16 protein-coding genes are annotated in these 17,763 nt (G+C 63.8%); 13 read left to right on the top strand and 3 right to left on the bottom strand.

Translation table 11 applies throughout. The annotated features are described in order from the left end of the window. Positions 1 to 165: 165 nt before the first annotated feature. Together EOA13_RS39320 and EOA13_RS03190 are read left to right on the top strand one after the other, a co-directional pair. Positions 166 to 288: a hypothetical protein gene (locus EOA13_RS39320; RefSeq protein WP_013528283.1), complete on the top strand. Its 123-nt coding sequence runs from the start codon at positions 166 to 168 to the stop codon at positions 286 to 288. A gap of 96 nt (positions 289 to 384) precedes the next feature. Then, positions 385 to 1,008, top strand: a complete 624-nt coding sequence (locus tag EOA13_RS03190; RefSeq protein ID WP_127289644.1) for a LysE family translocator — start codon at positions 385 to 387, stop codon at positions 1,006 to 1,008. Between the two features lie 52 nt (positions 1,009 to 1,060). Here EOA13_RS03190 and EOA13_RS03185 read toward each other — a convergent pair whose 3' ends face one another. Further along, positions 1,061 to 3,850: an autotransporter outer membrane beta-barrel domain-containing protein gene (locus tag EOA13_RS03185; RefSeq protein ID WP_127289642.1), complete on the bottom strand. Its 2,790-nt coding sequence runs from the start codon at positions 3,848 to 3,850 to the stop codon at positions 1,061 to 1,063. A 226-nt stretch (positions 3,851 to 4,076) separates the two neighbouring features. On the opposite strand from EOA13_RS03185, the gene EOA13_RS03180 reads away from it, so the two are divergent. Together EOA13_RS03180 and xylB are read left to right on the top strand one after the other, a co-directional pair. After that, positions 4,077 to 5,399 (top strand): tetratricopeptide repeat protein, encoded by a 1,323-nt coding sequence (locus tag EOA13_RS03180; RefSeq protein ID WP_127289640.1) that lies wholly within the window; start codon positions 4,077 to 4,079, stop codon positions 5,397 to 5,399. 82 nt (positions 5,400 to 5,481) lie between these two features. Next, positions 5,482 to 6,936 (top strand): xylulokinase, encoded by a 1,455-nt coding sequence (gene xylB / locus EOA13_RS03175; RefSeq protein ID WP_127289638.1) that lies wholly within the window; start codon positions 5,482 to 5,484, stop codon positions 6,934 to 6,936. 32 nt (positions 6,937 to 6,968) lie between these two features. On the opposite strand, the gene EOA13_RS03170 is transcribed toward xylB, so the two are convergent. After that, positions 6,969 to 7,331, bottom strand: coding sequence for a nuclear transport factor 2 family protein (locus EOA13_RS03170; RefSeq protein WP_127289636.1), 363 nt, complete (start codon positions 7,329 to 7,331; stop codon positions 6,969 to 6,971). Positions 7,332 to 7,443: 112 nt separating this feature from the next. Between EOA13_RS03170 and xylA the strand changes: the two genes are divergently transcribed. The 3 genes from xylA to EOA13_RS03155 all read left to right on the top strand — a co-directional run bounded on the left by xylA (position 7,444) and on the right by EOA13_RS03155 (position 9,879). Further along, a complete protein-coding gene (xylA, locus tag EOA13_RS03165) occupies positions 7,444 to 8,769 on the top strand; it encodes a xylose isomerase (RefSeq protein WP_127289634.1) in 1,326 nt (441 codons plus the stop codon). A 252-nt stretch (positions 8,770 to 9,021) separates the two neighbouring features. Then, the gene (locus EOA13_RS03160; RefSeq protein WP_127289632.1) at positions 9,022 to 9,498 is read left to right on the top strand and encodes an N-acetyltransferase; all 477 of its coding nucleotides are present in this window, start codon (positions 9,022 to 9,024) and stop codon (positions 9,496 to 9,498) included. Positions 9,499 to 9,675: 177 nt separating this feature from the next. After that, positions 9,676 to 9,879, top strand: a complete 204-nt coding sequence (locus EOA13_RS03155; protein WP_127289630.1) for a hypothetical protein — start codon at positions 9,676 to 9,678, stop codon at positions 9,877 to 9,879. A gap of 14 nt (positions 9,880 to 9,893) precedes the next feature. On the opposite strand, the gene EOA13_RS03150 is transcribed toward EOA13_RS03155, so the two are convergent. Then, positions 9,894 to 10,874 (bottom strand): GlxA family transcriptional regulator, encoded by a 981-nt coding sequence (locus EOA13_RS03150; protein WP_127289628.1) that lies wholly within the window; start codon positions 10,872 to 10,874, stop codon positions 9,894 to 9,896. A 77-nt stretch (positions 10,875 to 10,951) separates the two neighbouring features. Between EOA13_RS03150 and EOA13_RS03145 the strand changes: the two genes are divergently transcribed. The 6 genes from EOA13_RS03145 to EOA13_RS03120 all read left to right on the top strand — a co-directional run bounded on the left by EOA13_RS03145 (position 10,952) and on the right by EOA13_RS03120 (position 17,703). Beyond that, positions 10,952 to 11,869, top strand: coding sequence for a 3-keto-5-aminohexanoate cleavage protein (locus EOA13_RS03145; protein ID WP_023775990.1), 918 nt, complete (start codon positions 10,952 to 10,954; stop codon positions 11,867 to 11,869). A 79-nt stretch (positions 11,870 to 11,948) separates the two neighbouring features. Continuing rightward, positions 11,949 to 12,578, top strand: coding sequence for an HD domain-containing protein (locus EOA13_RS03140; protein WP_127289626.1), 630 nt, complete (start codon positions 11,949 to 11,951; stop codon positions 12,576 to 12,578). Next, positions 12,575 to 13,678: a carnitine 3-dehydrogenase gene (locus tag EOA13_RS03135; protein ID WP_127289624.1), complete on the top strand. Its 1,104-nt coding sequence runs from the start codon at positions 12,575 to 12,577 to the stop codon at positions 13,676 to 13,678. The genes EOA13_RS03140 and EOA13_RS03135 overlap by 4 nt, the downstream gene beginning before the upstream one ends. Before the next feature lie 4 nt (positions 13,679 to 13,682). Then, a complete protein-coding gene (locus EOA13_RS03130; protein WP_127289622.1) occupies positions 13,683 to 14,846 on the top strand; it encodes an acyl-CoA dehydrogenase in 1,164 nt (387 codons plus the stop codon). Positions 14,847 to 14,849: 3 nt separating this feature from the next. After that, on the top strand, positions 14,850 to 16,928 hold the full coding sequence (locus EOA13_RS03125; RefSeq protein WP_127289620.1) for an acetate--CoA ligase family protein: 2,079 nt from the start codon (positions 14,850 to 14,852) through the stop codon (positions 16,926 to 16,928). Then, a complete protein-coding gene (locus tag EOA13_RS03120; RefSeq protein WP_127289618.1) occupies positions 16,921 to 17,703 on the top strand; it encodes a carnitinyl-CoA dehydratase in 783 nt (260 codons plus the stop codon). The genes EOA13_RS03125 and EOA13_RS03120 overlap by 8 nt, the downstream gene beginning before the upstream one ends. Positions 17,704 to 17,763 lie beyond the last annotated feature (60 nt).

Here is a 17,763-nt window from a genome sequence, read left to right as displayed (position 1 = left end):
GATAAAGCGTGAAGACCTTGCACAGCCTGCATTTGCGCATGGCCTAGACGATGTCCGACCTTCTTGCCTGGGCTTGAACGAAGGCTGCTGCACAAAAAGACCTCGGTCGGGTCATATTCCCGACGCCGGCGTTTTTACTCCTCGAACCATCAGCGAGGGGCTCCCATGTGCAAGACCTTAAAAACCGACATCAAGCTTTTTGCCGCTGCCATTGTCGCGGCGGCAACCGTTCTCGGTGCCAATGTCAGCCTAGCCGATATTGTGAGCACGCTGAGCGGCGCGAACTGACACCGATCCGCCGCTGGCGCAGTCAGGTCAATCGCCTCTTTACATTCTCCCGGGCCTAAGGATTTATCCTCTTCTTTAAGCTCAAAGGAGACGAGCATGTCCTTCGAAAACTGGGCCGCCTTCGCCGCCGCGTCGACGATCCTTCTCATCATTCCGGGACCGACCATCCTTCTCGTCGTGTCCTATGCGCTGGGCCAGGGTTGGCGCACCGCGCTGCCGATGGCCGTCGGCGTGGCGCTGGGCGACTTCACCGCCATGACCTTGTCGATGCTGGGCATCGGCGCGCTGCTGGCGGCTTCGGCGACCGTCTTCACCATCCTGAAGCTGATCGGCGCCGGCTATCTGATCTATCTCGGCGTGAAACTGTTTCGCGCCGGTGGCGCGCTGAAGGCCGAACCGCGCACCGACGCGGTCTCCTCGGCCAAGATGATGGCGCACGCCTGGCTGGTTACCGCGCTCAATCCGAAAAGTATCACCTTCTTCGTCGCCTTCCTGCCGCAGTTCCTCGACCGGCACGCCGATTTCTGGACGCAGATGCTGATCTTCGAGACGACCTTCCTGGCGCTCGCCTTCGCCAATGCTTTCGGCTATGCGCTGATCGCCTCACGCGCACGCAACATGGTGCGCAATCCCAAGGCGATCCGCATCTTCAACCGCACCGGCGGCACACTGCTGGTCGGCGCCGGCATCGCCACCGTGGCGATGCGTTCCAGCAATTAGGCTCTCTGTCTGACCATGACCCCGAAACTGTTTTTCGGGGTCATGACCGGCCTTACCATTTGACGCTGAACCCCAGATTGCCTTCGAGGATCCGACGCTCGTCGCCGCCGAGATTGGTGGTGTAGTCGCCGGTGGCGAAGATGCTGACCTTGTCCGTCACCTTGGCGATCACACCGCCACCGAATTCGAACGAGGTCGATCTGCCCTCGGTGGAGATATCGGTGGTGTCGAAATTGACATGGCTCGTGCCGCCGAAATCGTGCCAGATGTTGGCCTTGAGGTACGGCTGCAGCGCCATGCCATTGATCGTTGTTTCGCCTTGCAGCCGTGCGCCGAGCCGGCCGGTCACGCTGCCGTCCGTATCGAAGGAAACCGAAGCAAAGCGGTCCGACGCATCGTCGAGCGACAGTTGCTGCCAGACCAGTTGCGCCTGCGGTTCAAGCGTCCAGCCTTGCCCCAGCGCGATGGGATAGCCGCCTTCCAGCGAAGCGGTGATGCCGGTCCCGCCGACATCGATGCCGATGTCGCGCGACGATGTTGCGTTTCCGCCGAAGAAGGTGGCCATGAGGACGCCGTCCAGGTACCAGCCACCCTGACCGATCCGGGTCCAGTAACCGCCGACGCTGGTGCCGTTGATATCCATGCTGCCGACGGACAGATTGTCCCAGCCCAGCGCCTGGCCGCGCACGTCGCCATTCATGCTGGCATAGGCGACGAACAGGCCGGCGCGATCGGTCTGGCCCGACGCGGTTTCGCGGCCGAACAGATCGAAGCCCGCCTGAAGGCCGAACAGGGTGCCGTCGAAGGACGGCGATACCGTTCCTGAATACGCCATCTTGCTGTCCTGACCGAAGATGCGGCCCCAGACCGGCAACAGCTCGGTGTTCGACAACAGGCTCTGCTCGCCGCGCCGTTCGTGGAAGGTGCCGAGCGTCGTCATCGCCAGATGTTCGGCGACCGGCGGCAAGGCCGAATAGACCGGAACCTCGATGCGATAGAGCAGGATCTCCTCGCCCGCCGCTGGTGTCGGTAGGTCGGGCACCTCCGTTGGCACCACCGGCGGCGGCGGGGGCGGATCTGCCACTGGTGCCGGCGGTGGTGCCGGTGGTGTCGCGGGCGGCGGATCGGTCGGCACGACCGGCGGCGCCGGATCAACCGGATCGGGGTCGCCGGGGGTGGATTCCGGCGGTGGCGGCGGCGCAGGGTCGATGGGCGGCGGCGGCGGCGGTTCGGTTGCCGGCGGCTCAGGTTCCGGCGGCGCAGCAGGTTCCAGCACCGGCGGGGCTGCGGCCGGCGGGGCCGGCGTGTTCAGCGTCGAGCGCAGGTACCAGTTCTCCTCGCTGCCGGCGCTGACGCCGCCCTTGAACAGGTAATATTCGAAGGCACCGGCGGCGACCGGGGCGTCGAGCGCAAATGTCGTGGCGCCCGAGGTGGCGCCGTTGATTGCCTGGACGACCATGATGCCGTCCTGCGTGGTCGCAGCCCCCGCGCCGCCGAGATTGACCACGGAAATGCCGGTCGAACCGGAAGCCGTTCCGCTCGACAGGACCAACTTGTCGGATGCGGAGGAATCGTCACCGAGCTCGGTCTGGATAAGCAGCAGGCCACCCAGGCCGATATAATTGCCCGAAATCGTCAGGCTGTCGGTGGCACCGGTGCTGCCATTGGTCAGGTCGATGCGTCCGGCATTGGTGACCTGCGCCAACTGACCCGCCGTAAACGCCTGGATCGCCGCGTTGAAACCGCCGCCATAGAGCGTGCTTGCGGCATCGACACTGAGCGAACCTGTGCCGGTGCCGCTGTCGCCGAGCACCAGATTGCCGTCGAGCGTCAGCTCGGTGTCATTGGTGGCGTCGATGCTTTCCCAGTTCTGGAGCCGGCTGATCCCGTCCAGTTTGACGTTGTCCAGGGTCAGCGCGTCGGTGCCGAGACCACCCGATATGGTATTCGTGGCACCGAGATTGGCGTTGGTGAGGTTGCTGAGTTCGGCGGTGTCGTTGTCGCCGCCGAGGTCGACGGCGCCATAGATGATGCCGCCGCCATTCCAGACGAAGTTATCGGCGCCAACGCTCATCAGTATATCGCCACCGACCGTACCGCCGGTGACCGTGACGCTGTCGTTGCCGCCGCTGACGCTGATGTTGCCGCCGATGGTGCCGCCCGACAGGATGATCGTGTCCTTGTCGAAGCCGGTGACGAGGTTGCGGTCGATGGTGCCGCCGGACATGTTGAAGTAGTTCTGGTCGAGCTTCATGTTGACGCGGCCGATGCGGCCACCGGTCATCACGGCACGGTCGCCATCGTCGAAGAAATCGACGATGCGCCCGCCGGTCATGGTGAAGGTGTCGAGGCCATCGCCCTGGTTGAGCGAACCGATCTGGCCGCCGCTCATGTTGAAGTCGTCGATGCCGGCGCCCTGCTGGACATTGCCGGCGACGGTACCCGCGCCGATGGTGAAGAAATCCGTGCCGCCACCCTGATCGACGGCGCCGGTGATGGTGCCTGACTGCATATCGATGCGATCCGTGCCTACACCAAAGGTGACGTTGCCTGATATCTGCCCGGTGCCGCCGGCGGGAAAATTCAGCGTGTTGTCGCCATCGGGATCGGCGAGGCTGCCGCCTGAGTCGCCGCTATCACAGGTGTAGACGGTGTTTCCGGCGGATGGACCCAGCACGCATGCGGCAAACGCGGCGGAGTTGGGCAGCAACGCAAAAGCCGTAGTTGAGAAGATGCTAATAAGCCACGGGTGTAGCGGCTGCGGCTTTCGCCGTAGCGAAGCAACTGCCACCTGCACATCCTCCGAACGACTATTCGGAAGTGAGTTCTTCATATGCCGCATCGCGTCCCCTCTCGATTCGCGATTTCCAGCCCCCGCCAGTCGCCGTAATGAAGACACAATTCATTCGATTTTACAAAGCCTAATCTACCCCGCATGGTTGCTAAACTGCAAAGACTACTCAAATGACCTGGCGTAGCGCGCGGTTGGCGTTGCCGTGGCCCATGCTTTAGGATCGGTTTGGGCCGAAGGATCGAGGGCCTGTCACGGGTCGATAAAAGGACATCGCATGGCAACCAGGGACGCATTCGGCCTGGCACTTTCGGGCGCCACGGAGGCGGGATTCACCCCCTACAGCCAGGCAGTGCGTGAACTGCAGTGCTTCGTCGGCGATCCCGTAGCCTCCGTCGACCGCGCCATCGCGGAAAATCCCGGCTTCGTCATGGCGCATGTCTTCAAGGGTTATCTGTTCGGCCTCGCCACCGAGCGGGAGGCGACGGCCGTGGCCAAGGCCTGCCATGAGGCCGCACTGCCGCTTGCCGCGACCACGCGCGAGCGGGCGCATGTCTCGGCCCTCGGGCATCTCGCCAGCGGACGATGGCATCAAGCCAGCCGCATTCTCGAGGACGTCGCCATCGAGACCCCCCGCGACGGGCTGGCGCTGCAGGTCGGCCACCAGATCGATTTCTTCACCGGCAATGCACGCATGCTGCGCGACCGCATCGCACGGGCCCTGCCGTCATGGCAAAGCTGCATGCCCGGCTACCACGCCATGCTCGGCATGCAGGCCTTCGGGCTGGAGGAAATGGGTGATTATGTCAGGGCCGAGCAGCTTGGCCGCGCGGCGGTCGACATGGAGCCGCGCGATGGCTGGGCGCAGCACGCCGTCGCCCATGTCATGGAAATGCAGAGCCGGCAAAGGGATGGCATCGCCTGGATGCAGGCCAACCCGGAAGCGTGGACAAGGGAGAGCTTCCTGCAGGTGCACAATTGGTGGCACCTGGCGCTGTTCCACTATGATCTCGGCGAGACCGACGCGGTGCTGGCCCTCTATGACGGCCCTATCTACAGCGTGCAATCGACGATGGCGCTCAACATGGTCGATGCCTCGGCAGTCTTGTGGCGGCTCGCCCTCCGCGGCGTCAATGTCGGCGACCGCTGGGCGGCGCTCGCCGCCAATTGGCACAAGGCCGGCGCCGGCAATTATGCCTTCAACGATGCCCACGCGATGATGGCCTTTGTCGGTGCAGGGTTAGATGTGCCGGCCCTCGCTTTGCTTGAGGCTCAGCGCGATGCCATGCGTGGCAGCGACGACAATGCGGCTTTCACGCGGGATGTCGGCCATCCGCTGACGCTCGCCATCAAAGCATTCGGGGAGGGCAGCTACGCCGAGGCCGTGCGCCTGATCCGGCCGATTCGGTCGATCGCTCATCGCTTCGGCGGCAGCCACGCCCAGCGCGATGTGATCGACCTGACGCTGATCGAGGCAGCGTTGCGCGCCGGTGACGGTGCGCTGGCCAGGGCGCTCACGGCGGAGCGTTCGATGGCGCGGCCCGACAGTCCGCTGTCAGCGCTATTTGTGCGACGCGCCGCCGATTTGTCCGAGAATTGACCCGAAGCGGATCTTGTTTTAAAAACTGGCCAAGCCAGATTTTTTCGAGACCCGAAAAAATTAACTGGCGTGGGAGGAAGACATGTATCTGGGCCTCGATCTCGGGACGTCGGGCGTCAAGGCGCTGCTGATCGATGCCGGGCAAACCGTCATCGGTTCCGGCCATGCGTCGATCGACGTGTCGCGGCCGCATCCCGGCTGGTCGGAACAAAACCCGGACAACTGGATCCGCGCCTGCGAAGAGGCGATTGCCGACCTCAGGGCCAGGCATCCAAAAGAGTTCGCCGCGGTCAAGGGCATCGGCCTGTCCGGCCACATGCATGGCGCCACGCTGCTCGACGCCGCCGACAAGGTGCTGCGTCCCTGCATCCTGTGGAACGACACGCGCAGTCATGCCGAGGCGGCTGTCCTCGATGCCGATCCGCGCTTCCGCGCCCTGACCGGCAACATCGTCTTTCCCGGTTTCACCGCGCCGAAACTTGCCTGGGTGAAGAACAACGAGCCCGCTGTCTTCGCCAAGGTGGCAAAAGTGCTGCTGCCCAAGGATTTCCTGCGGCTCTGGCTTTCGGGCGAACACATTTCGGAAATGTCGGATTCTGCCGGTACGTCCTGGCTCGATGTCGGCAAGCGGCGCTGGAGTACGGACCTGCTCGCAGCGACGTCGCTCGACGAGAGGCAGATGCCGTCGCTGGTTGAGGGCACGCACAAGGCAGGCGCACTGCGCAGCGAATTGGCATCGAAATGGGGCGTCCAGGCCGGCATTCCGATCGCCGGCGGCGCCGGCGACAATGCGGCCTCGGCCTGCGGCATGGGCACGGTCGGCGCCGGCCACGCTTTCGTCTCGCTCGGCACATCGGGCGTGCTGTTTGCCGCCAACGCTTCCTACCTGCCCAACCCGGCAAGTGCCGTGCATACCTTCTGCCACGCGCTGCCGAACACCTGGCATCAGATGGGCGTCATTCTGTCGGCGACGGATTCGCTTAACTGGCTGTCCGAAATCACCGGGAAGAGCGCCGGCGAATTGACCACTGAGCTCGGCGACACATTGAAGGCGCCCGGAGGCGTGTCCTTCCTGCCTTACCTTTCAGGTGAGCGCACACCCTACAATGATGCCGCCATTCGCGGCGCGTTCACAGGGCTGGCGCATGAATCGAGCCGTGCCGTGCTGACCCAGGCCGTGCTGGAGGGTGTAGCCTTTGCCTTCCGTGACAGCCTCGAAGCCCTGGCCACGGCCGGCACGAGCTTGACGCGAGTGACGGCGATCGGCGGCGGCTCGCGCTCGCGTTACTGGTTGAAGGCGATTGCCACCGCGCTTCAACTGCCTGTCGACATTCCCGCCGACGGCGATTTCGGCGCCGCCTTTGGTGCCGCACGGCTCGGTCTGATTGCTGCGACGGGTGCCGATCCGCTTGAAGTCTGTACGGCACCGAGAACGGATGCGACGATCGAACCGGACGCGGCGCTTGGCGGGGTCTATGCCGACGCCTATCAGCGCTACCGGGCGCTTTATCCGGCAATCAAGGTCGCCACGGCGTGAGCGATCTTTCGCCCACGCCGCGGCTGTCCGGCTCACTGCGCAGGCACCTTGTCGAGAAAGCCGGTGACGCTCTTCAGGCGGCCGTTCTCGATGATTCCGATGTCGGTACCTTCGATCACCGAAGGCGTCCCCTCAGGTCCGAGATTCCACGAAAAGCGGATCTTGTCGGCAAAACCGTCCGGCGTGCCCTTCAGCGAGAACCGGAAGCCGGCAAAGCGCTGCTGCACGCCGTCGATCAGAGCCGCGACGCCTTCATGGCCGTCGCCCTGCATGAGCGGATCACGATAGCTGACGTCTTCCGTGAAGGTCGCCTTGAGCAATTCGGCCCGGCGGCCGGCATCGCTTTCGTTCCAGGCGGTGATGTAGTTTTCAGCGATATTGGTGAGGTCGGTCATGGTCTGTCTCCTTCGTTTGGTGGCTTTGACATGACCCTTTTCGACCAGCGCTGGCCTGAAACCAATTACGCCTGAGGTAATGGCGGCAGAACTTTGTGAGAGGACAGAAATCATGAGCAGCGGATTCTTCGGCGACATCAAGAAAATCAAATATGAAGGGCCGGATTCGACCAATCCGCTGGCTTATAGATTCTACAATCCCGACGAGGTCGTCGCCGGCAAACGGCTGGAAGACCATCTGCGCTTCGCCGTCGCCTACTGGCACTCCTTTGCCTGGCCGGGCGGCGATCCGTTCGGCGGCCAGACCTTCGACCGGCCGTGGTTCCCCAAGGCCGGCGGCACCGACACGATGGAGTTGGCCAAGCTCAAGGCCGACGTCGCCTTCGAGATGTTCTCGCTGCTTGGCGCGCCCTATTTCTGCTTCCATGACGCCGATGTGCGGCCGGAGGGCAAGGACTTTTCCGAAAGTGCCGCGCGCCTCGACGAGATCGCCGATTACTTTGCGGGCAAGATGAAGCAGACCGGCGTCAAACTGCTTTGGGGCACCGCCAATCTGTTCTCCAACCGCCGCTTCATGTCGGGTGCGGCCACCAATCCCGATCCGGACGTCTTTGCCTACGCGGCGGCGACGGTAAAAAGCTGCATCGACGTCACCAAGCGGCTGAAGGGCGAAAACTACGTGCTGTGGGGCGGGCGCGAAGGCTATGAGACGCTGCTCAACACCGACCTCGCGCGCGAGCAGGAACAGGCCGGCCGGTTCCTCAGCATGGTCGTCGACTACAAGCACAAGATCGGTTTCAAGGGCACGATCCTGATCGAGCCGAAGCCGCAGGAGCCGACTAAGCATCAGTACGATTACGATGTCGCCACGGTCTACGGCTTCCTCAAGCGCTTCGGGCTGGAGAAGGAGGTCAAGGTCAATATCGAGCAGGGCCACGCCATCCTGGCCGGCCATTCCTTTGAGCACGAACTGGCTCTGGCCAATGCGCTCGGCATTTTCGGTTCGATCGATATGAACCGCAACGACTACCAGTCGGGCTGGGACACCGACCAGTTCCCCAACAACGTGCCAGAAATGGCGCTGGCCTACTATCAGGTCCTGCAGGCCGGCGGCTTCAAGACCGGCGGCACCAATTTCGACGCCAAGCTGCGCCGCCAGTCGCTCGATCCGCAGGACCTGCTGATCGGCCATATCGGCGGCATGGATTCTTGCGCACGCGGCCTGAAAGCCGCGGCCCGCATGGTCGAGGACAAGGCGCTATCGGCGCCGCTGGCCGAACGTTATGCCGGCTGGAACACGGCCGAGGGCAAGGCGATGCTCGCCGGCAAGCGCACGCTTGAGGATATCGCCGAGCGTGTCGTCAAGAAGAAGATCGAGCCGCAGCCGAGGTCCGGCCGCCAGGAACTGCTGGAAAATATCGTCAACCGCTACGTGTAAGGCGCGCGCCGCTCCATCTCTGGACCGACATCCGACACTACTGGCTGAAAGCCGCCGCCATCGCCATCTGCTAGTCAGCCCACTTCGCACGAGGCTGCCGAGGATCGCACAGATCTTCGGCAGCCAGCGTGTAATCAAGATGCCACGCGTGTCGCCGAAAGAGGGCCCGTGCGGCAGCCTTTATTTTATGCATGTCGCCATCCCAAAATCGCTGTGCGCTTTTGGGCGACATGCATTGGCGGGAGACGGAAAATGGCAGAGGATCGAATCATCGTGCGCCCGGCGCAGGCGAGCGATATTCCGGCGTTGAAGCAGGTGCTGCATGAAACCTTCGAAGGCACATGGCTGCCGAACATCACCGAAGCAGCGGCGCGGCGCTATGTCGAGACGGATATTGGCGGGCGCTATGTCGACCAGAGCTGGCCTGAATTCGCCGTTGCCGAGATCGATGGCGAGGTCGCCGGCCTGATCCATTGGCGCGCGGATTTCATCGAGGCCCTGCACGTCATGGCGTCCCGTCAAGGCCAAGGTGTCGGCCGCAAGCTGCTTTCCCATGCCGAACAGGCGATCGGCGCCGCCGGATTGGCGCAGGCGCGGCTGGAAACCGACACGTTCAACCTGCCCGCACAAGCACTCTACAAGGCGGTCGGCTATATCGAAAAAAATCGCTATCCAGACGACGAATGGGACAGTGGCTTCACCACGGTGCTGTTCGAAAAGCGGCTGTAGATCTCTCCTTGACCTGACCTGCCAAGGCGCAGGAACAGCTTTGCGCATGGCCCGGTCACGCGACATGGTTTTGCCCTTCGACGCCCTTCAATGACCTCGCTCTTGCCTTCAAACTGCCGTCACGAATCTCGTATAAGACTGGCTCGTGGCGGGAGATGAAGAAGGAGGCGAACCGATATGCAGAACGAACGTGAAATCGACGCCCTGCTCTCACCTGGCGAGGCCGGATCGATCATCGACCGGCTGATGGCGATGCCGCATCCGAAGGATGGTACGCGCCGCTCCAACGAATGGGACCGCGCCGTTGCCAGCCGTTTCGAGACCCATCTTGCCAGACAGATGCGCTCGCAGATCGACGGCGACCGTCAGAACGCGGCCTGATCGCCCGTTGAAACCTACCCCCTCCGCAATCTGACCGGCGCTTCGCCGAAAGTCCGTGAAAACGCCCTCGAAAATGCGGCGGCGGACGAGAATCCGGTCCGCCCGGCAATATCGGCCATCGCCACTCGCGTGTCTACCACCAGCCGGCGCGCGGCGGCGAGGCGCAGCCTGAGGTAATAGGCGCCCGGCGTCTCGCCGATCGATTTGCGAAAGATGCTCTCCAGGGTTCGCGCCGTCACGCCGGTGCGCTTGGCCACCGCTTCGATAGTCAGCGGCTGGTCTACATGCGATTCCATCAGCCGGATGGCTTGCGCAAGGCGCGGGTCGTAGCCATCGAGCCGGCCGAGCGAGACCAGCGGCTGTGCGTCGGTGGCGGCGCGCGCCTGGTCGTAGATGAAGACGCTGGCGACATCGAGCGCCACCGCCATACCGAGCCGCGTGCGGATCAGATGCAGCATCAGGTCGAAGGTCGGCGACGCGCCACCCGAGGTAAACACCGGTCCGTCAATGACATAGCGATCCGGGCGGACATCGACGCCAGGGAAGGCCGAGGAAAAATCCTCCATGTCCTCCCAATGGGTGGTGGCACTGCGCCCTTCCAGCAGGCCGGCGCGAGCCACCAGCCAGGTGCCCGCCTCGACACCGCCGCAAGCACGCGCCGTGCGTGCCGCCCGGCGCAGTCCGGACAACAGAGCCGAGGTTGCATAATTCTGGGTGCCGAAACCGGCGACGACGACGAGAACGTCAGTCGGCTCGGCCGCGTCGAAACGACCACTGACCGCCACCGGCAGGCCGCATGTGGTGACCGGAGCCTCGCCGGTCACCGAGACCAGCCGAAAATCAAACAGGGTCTCGCCGGAGATACGGTTGGCGGCGCGTAGCGGATCGACGGCCGAGGCCACGCACATGATCGACGAGCCGGAAAACACCAGCAGCGTCACCTTGAGCGGCAGACGCTCGGCGCGAAAGATCGTCGGTTTTTCGCTTTTTGTCATGGAAGCTTCGTAAAACGCAAAACAGTTTCCGGCAAGTCGGGCATTGTTGTGGTCTGTTTCTATCGGAGGAGAGTTCCATGCCGCTTGCGATGAACCGTGAGGTCTTCATTACCTGTGCCGTGACCGGGTCCGGCGGGTCGCAGGACCGCAGCCCGCATGTGCCGCGCTCGCCAAAGCAGATCGCGGACTCCGCCATCGATGCGGCCAAAGCGGGCGCCGCCATTGTGCATTGCCATGTGCGCGATCCCGAGACCGGCAAGCCCAGGCGCGACGTGCATCTCTATCGCGAGGTGACCGAGCGCATCCGCGAGGCCAATGTCGACGTCGTGCTGAACCTGACCGCCGGCATGGGCGGCGACATGGTGTTCGGATCGCCGGAAGCGCCGCTGCCGCTCAACGAAAAAGGCACCGACATGGGCGGCGCCACCAACCGCATGGAACATGTGCGCCAGTGCCTGCCGGAAATCTGCACGCTCGACTGCGGCACCATGAATTTCGCCGAAGCCGACTATGTCATGACCAACACGCCCGGCATGCTTCGCGCCATGGGCGGCATGATGACGGCGCTCGGCGTCAAGCCGGAGATCGAGGCCTTCGACACCGGCCATCTGTGGTTCGCCAAGCAACTGGTCGAGGAAAAGGTGCTGAACCCGGATGCGCTGGTGCAGCTCTGCATGGGCGTGCCGTGGGGCGCGCCTGACGACCTCAACACCTTCATGGCCATGGTCAACAATGTCCCGTCGACCTGGAACTGGTCGGCCTTCGCCATCGGCCGCAACCAGATGGCCTATGCCGCGGCGGCGGTGCTGGCCGGCGGCAATGTCCGCGTCGGGCTGGAAGACAATCTGTGGCTCGACAAGGGCGTGCTGGCGACCAATGCTCAGCTGGTCGAGCGTGCCGCCAGCATCGTCACCAATCTGGGCGCCAGGATCATCGGCCCCGAGGAAGTGCGCAAGAAGCTGAACCTGACCAAGCGGGCGCCGATAGCGGCATAAGCATGATCCCGAAAAGTGGGAACCGGTTTTCGGATAAGATCATGCTGAAACAAGAAGTTCATTCATCGGAAGGGTCGACATGACTACCGTCAAATTCACCGCGATGAAGGATGGCGATCGGGACGATTACGAGTTCCTGACCGCGCATGAAATCGACTATGCGGCCAGGACCGGCGAACGGCTGCTCGACGCGCTGGTGCAACTCGACGCGGGCCTGTCGGGCTACAAGATCACAAGGCTCGGCCATTCGCTGCAGGCGGCGACGCGTGCCTGGCGTGACGGCGCCGACACCGACTGGATCGCCTGCGCGCTGCTGCACGACATCGGCGACATCTATGCGCCTTACAATCACGACGAATATGCCGCTTCGATCCTGAAACCCTTCGTGCGCGAACAATGCACCTGGGTGGTGGAGAAACATGGCGACTTCCAGCGGCTCTATTATGCCCATCATCTGGGCGGTAACCGCCATGCGCGCGATCGCTTTGCCGGCCACGCCTATTTCGACGATTGCGACCAGTTTTGCGAGCGCTGGGACCAGTCGAGCTTCGACCCCGACTATGACACGCTGCCCATCGAATTCTTCCGGCCCCTTGTGATCGAGGTCTTTGCCCGCAAGGCCTACGATCCCTCGGTGATCCGCGCCGGTGAGCGCGTGCCGCTCGTCGATCCCGCAACAGCCACGACAAGAACCGGAGCTTCCGCATGAGCATCATCAACAAGGCAGCCGCCATCGGCGGCGGCGTCATCGGCGCCGGCTGGGTGGCGCGGCTCTTGCTCAACGGCATCGACGTGTCGATCTTCGACCCCGATCCCGAGGCATCGCGCAAGGTTGGTGAAGTGATGAAGGGCGCGCGCCGCGCCTATAGGCAGATGGTTCCCGGCGGTCTGCCCAAGGAGGGCAAGTTGACCTTCGCCAAGACCATCGCCGAGGCAGTGGCCGATGCCGATTTCATTCAGGAAAGCGTGCCGGAACGGCTCGACCTCAAGCACCGGGTGCTCGCCGAGATCGATACCCACGCGCCGGCCAATGCGATTGTCGGCTCCTCGACCTCGGGCATCAAGCCAACCGACATGCAGGTGGCGATGAAGAAGCATCCGGAGCGGCTGGTCGTCGGCCATCCGTTCAACCCGGTCTATCTCCTGCCGCTGGTCGAGATCGTGGGCGGCGAGCAGACCTTTCCCGAGGCGATCGAGGTCGCTAAGGAGATGTATGCCTCAATCGGCATGAAGCCGGTCGTCATCCGCAAGGAGATCGAGGCCTTCGTCGGCGACCGCCTGCTCGAAGCGGCATGGCGCGAGGCGCTGTGGCTGATCAAGGACGGCATCTGCACGGTCGAGGAACTCGACGATATCATGCGCTACGGCTTCGGCCTGCGTTGGGCGCAGATGGGCATGTTCCAGGTCTATCGCGTCGCCGGCGGCGAGGCCGGCATGCGCCACTTCATGGCGCAGTTCGGGCCCTGCCTGAAATGGCCATGGACCAAGCTGATGGACGTGCCGGAGTTCAACGACGAGCTGGTCGACCTGATTGCCACCCAGTCGGACGAGCAGGCGCATGGCATGTCGATCCGCGAGCTGGAAAAGATCCGCGATGACAATCTGGTCGCGATCATGGATGCGCTGTCGAAGCAGAACAAAGGCAAGGGCTGGGGCGCCGGCGCATTGCACAAGGACTATACCAGGCAGCTGGCCAGACTGGCGGCGAAGAAACCGACGGCCTCCAAGGCTGCCGAGAAAGCCAAAGCGTTGAAGCCGGTGAAGAAAGCCGAAAAGCCGAAGAAAAAGACCGGCAAGAAGAAGGGCTGAGAGCATGGATTTCGGTCTGTCGGAGGAACAGAGGCTCATCGTCGAGACGACGCGTGCGTTCGTCGAAAATGAGCTTTACCCGCATGAGCGCGAGGTCGAGCGCACCGGCGTGCTGCGCCGCGACCTGATCGAGGAGATCAAGGTCAAGGCAATCGAGACTGGGCTCTATGCCGCCAACATGCCGGCCGATGTCGGCGGCGCAGGCCTCGATACAGTGACCTGGCTGCTCTACGAAAAGGAGCTTGGCCGCGCCAACTATGCGCTGCACTGGACCTGCGTGGCGCGGCCCTCCAACATCCTTCTGGCCGGCACGCCGGAGCAGCGCGAGAAATATCTGTTCCCCTGCATCCGCGGCGAGAAATGGGACTGCCTGGCGATGACCGAGCCGGGCGCAGGCTCCGACTTGCGCGGCATGAAGGCGACGGCGGTGCAGGATGGCGACGACTGGGTGCTGAACGGCACCAAGCATTTTATCTCCCACGCCGACCTCGCCGACTTTGCCATCGTTTTCATGGCCTCAGGCGAAGAGGATTCGCCGCGCGGCAAACGCAAGAAGATCACCGCCTTCTTCGTCGACAAGGGCACCAAAGGCTTCACCGTCCGCGATGGCTACCGCAACGTCTCGCATCGCGGCTACACCAACGCCATCCTCGAATTCGACGATTGCCGGCTGCCCGCCGCCCAAGTGTTGGGCGAAGTCCACAAGGGTTTCGACGTCGCCAATTCCTGGCTCGGCGCCACCCGGCTGCAGGTCGGCGCCACTTGCCTCGGCCGCGCCGAGCGGGCGCTTGGGCATGCCGTGGAATACGCCGCGCAGCGCCAGCAATTCGGCCAGCAGATCGGCAAGTTCCAGGGCGTGTCGTTCAAGCTCGCCGACATGGCGACCGAACTGAAGGCCGCCGACCTGATGGTGTTCGAGGCCGGCTGGAAGTACGATCAGGGTACCGTCACCGATCAGGACATGGCCATGGCCAAGCTGAAGGCCACCGAGATGCTGGCATACGTCGCCGACGAGGCGATCCAGATCCATGGCGGCATGGGGCTGATGGACGATCTGCCGCTGGAGCGCATCTGGCGCGACGCCCGCGTCGAGCGCATCTGGGAGGGCACGTCGGAAATCCAGCGCCACATCATTTCACGGGCGCTGCTGCGTCCGTTTGGGGCATAACATATGCATAAACTTGAGCGTCTCCTGCGGCCGAAATCGATTGCCGTGTTCGGCGGTGCGCAGGCCGCGGCCGTCGTCGCCCAATCGATCAAGATGGGCTTTGCCGGCGAGATCTGGCCGGTGCATCCGACCAAGGACGAGGTCGCGGGCCGCAAGGCCTATCGTTCGGTCGCCGATTTGCCTGACGCGCCGGACGCTGCCTTTATCGGCGTCAACCGGCATTTGACCATCGAGGTGGTCAAGGCGCTGGCCGAACGCGGCGCCGGCGGTGCCGTCTGCTTTGCCGCCGGCTTCCTCGAAACCGAGGCCTATGACGATGATGGCGAGCGGCTGCAGGCCGAGCTGGTCGGGGCGGCCGGCTCGATGCCGATCATCGGGCCGAATTGCTACGGCCTGATCAATTATGCCGACGGCGCGCTTCTGTGGCCCGACCAGCATGGCGGCATAAGACTGGCTGAGGGCGGCAAGGGCGTCGCCATCATCACCCAGTCCTCCAACATCGCCATCAACATGACGATGCAGAAGCGCGGCCTGCCGATCGCCTTTCTGATGACCGCCGGCAACCAGGCGCAGACCGGCCTGTCCGAAATGGCGCTCGGCCTGATCGAGGATGAGCGCGTCACGTCGCTTGGCCTGCACATCGAAGCCTTCGATTCCGTAGCCGGCTTCGAACGGCTGGCGGCGCGAGCCCGCGAGTTGAAGAAGCCGATCATCGCCATGAAGGTCGGCCGTTCCGAACAGGCCAGGCAGGCGACCGTCTCGCATACCGCCTCGCTCGCCGGCTCGGACGCGGCCTCGGGTGCGTTCCTGAAGCGGCTCGGCATTGCGCGCGTCGATTCGATCCCCGCCTTCATCGAGGCGCTGAAGCTGCTGCACATCACCGGACCTTTGCCCGGATACAGGCTGTCGTCGATGAGCTGCTCCGGCGGCGAGGCCTCTGTCATGGCCGACAGCGCCGAAGGGCGCTGGGTCAATTTCCCTGTGCTGACCGACAGCCACCGCGCCCATGTCAAATCGACGCTCGGGCCGCTGGTCGCGGTCGCCAACCCGCTCGACTACCACACCTTCATCTGGAACAACGAGCCGGCGATGACCGCCACCTTCACGGCCATGGTGTCGGGCGGTTTCGACCTCAACATGCTGGTGCTGGATTTTCCGCGCCCCGACCGCTGCTCGGTCACCGACTGGTGGGCGACGCTGCGCGCCTTCGAATCGGCGCTGAAGACCAACAAGGCGCATGGCGCGATCGTCTCCTCGCTGCCGGAGAACCTGCCGGAGGAATACACGGCCGAGTTGATGGCGCGCGGCATGGTGCCGTTGTTCGGCATTTCGGAAGCCATGGATGCAGCCGGGGCGGCGGCCTTCATCGGCTGGGCTTGGGCTGAACCGCAGGCGCAGCAGATCGACACTTCTGCTGCTGGTGCGCCTGGCGGTGACCACGTCACGCCCGATGAGGCCGAGGCGAAGTCACGGCTGATCAAGGCTGGCCTGCCGGTGCCGAAGGGCGAACGCGCCGCCAATGCGGTCGAGGCGGTGATCTCTTCCATGGCGCTTGGCTTTCCCCTCGCTCTGAAGGCGCTCGGCGTCACCCACAAATCCGAAGTTGGGGCTGTCAGGCTCAATCTCAGGGATGCCGAATCCGTTAGCACCGCAGCGCATGACCTGTTGCCACTCGGCACCGGGCTCTATGTCGAGCGCATGGTGCGCGACGGCGTCGCCGAACTCATCGTCGGCTTCACCCGCGACCCTATGTTCGGCGCGGTGATGACGCTCGGCACCGGCGGCGTGCTGGTCGAATTGTTGCGCGACAGCGTCACGCTGATGCTGCCGGCGACGCGCGACGATATTGAGGCGGCGTTGCGCGGCCTGAAACTGTTCCCGCTGCTCGAAGGCTATCGCGGCCGGCCGAAGGCCGATGTCGCGGCTGCCATCAATGCCATTTCGGGCATTGCCGCCTTCGTGCAGCAGAATGCCGGTGAGATCGAGGAACTCGACATCAACCCGCTGATCGTCTGTGCAGAGGGCAAAGGCGCCTGGATCGCCGACGCGCTGCTGGTGCTGGGAGAGAACAAGAATGTCTGACGTCATTTCGACCCGCCGCGAGGGCACCATCCTCGAGGTCACCCTCGACCGGCCCAAGGCCAACGCCATCGACCTGAAGACCTCGCGGCTGATGGGCGAGACCTTCAAGGCGTTCCGCGACGATCCGGATTTGCGCGTCGCCATCGTCAAGACCGCCGGTGACAAGTTCTTCTGCGCCGGCTGGGACCTCAAGGCCGCCGCCGGCGGCGATGCGGTCGACGGCGACTATGGCGTCGGCGGCTTTGCCGGCCTGCAGGAACTGCGCGACCTCAACAAGCCGGTCATCGCCTGCGTCAACGGCATGGCGGTCGGCGGTGGCTTCGAGCTGGCGCTGTCCTGCGACCTCATCTACGCCTCGGACCATTCCTCCTTCGCGCTGCCCGAAATCCGCGCCGGTACGCTGGCCGACGCGGCGACGATCAAACTGCCGAAGCGCATCCCCTATCATGTCGCCATGGACCTGCTGCTCACCGGCCGCTGGATGGATGTCGCCGAGGCGCATCGCTGGGGCCTGGTTAACGAAGTGCTGCCCAAGGAAAAGCTCGAGGAGCGCGTCTGGGAGATCGCCCGGTTGCTCGCCAGCGGTCCCCCATTGGTCTTTGCCGCGATCAAGGAGACCGCGCGTGTGGCCGAGGCGCTGACCTTCCAGGACGCGATGAACAGGGTGACGCGGCGGCAGCTGCCGACGGTCGATGCACTCTACGGCTCCGAGGACGGCATGGAGGGTTTTCGCGCTTTCGCCGAAAAGCGCGAGCCGGTTTGGAAGGGGAAGTAGCAGGAACGATGGCGTTCCGTCACACCCCCCTCTGCCCTGCCGGGCATCTCCCCCGCAAGG

The organism is Mesorhizobium sp. M7A.F.Ca.US.011.01.1.1 (genome assembly GCF_003998295.1).
Taxonomy (GTDB): domain Bacteria; phylum Pseudomonadota; class Alphaproteobacteria; order Rhizobiales; family Rhizobiaceae; genus Mesorhizobium.
Note: the sequence above shows the minus strand (reverse complement) of the source record. Positions and strands in the feature narration are given on the sequence as shown.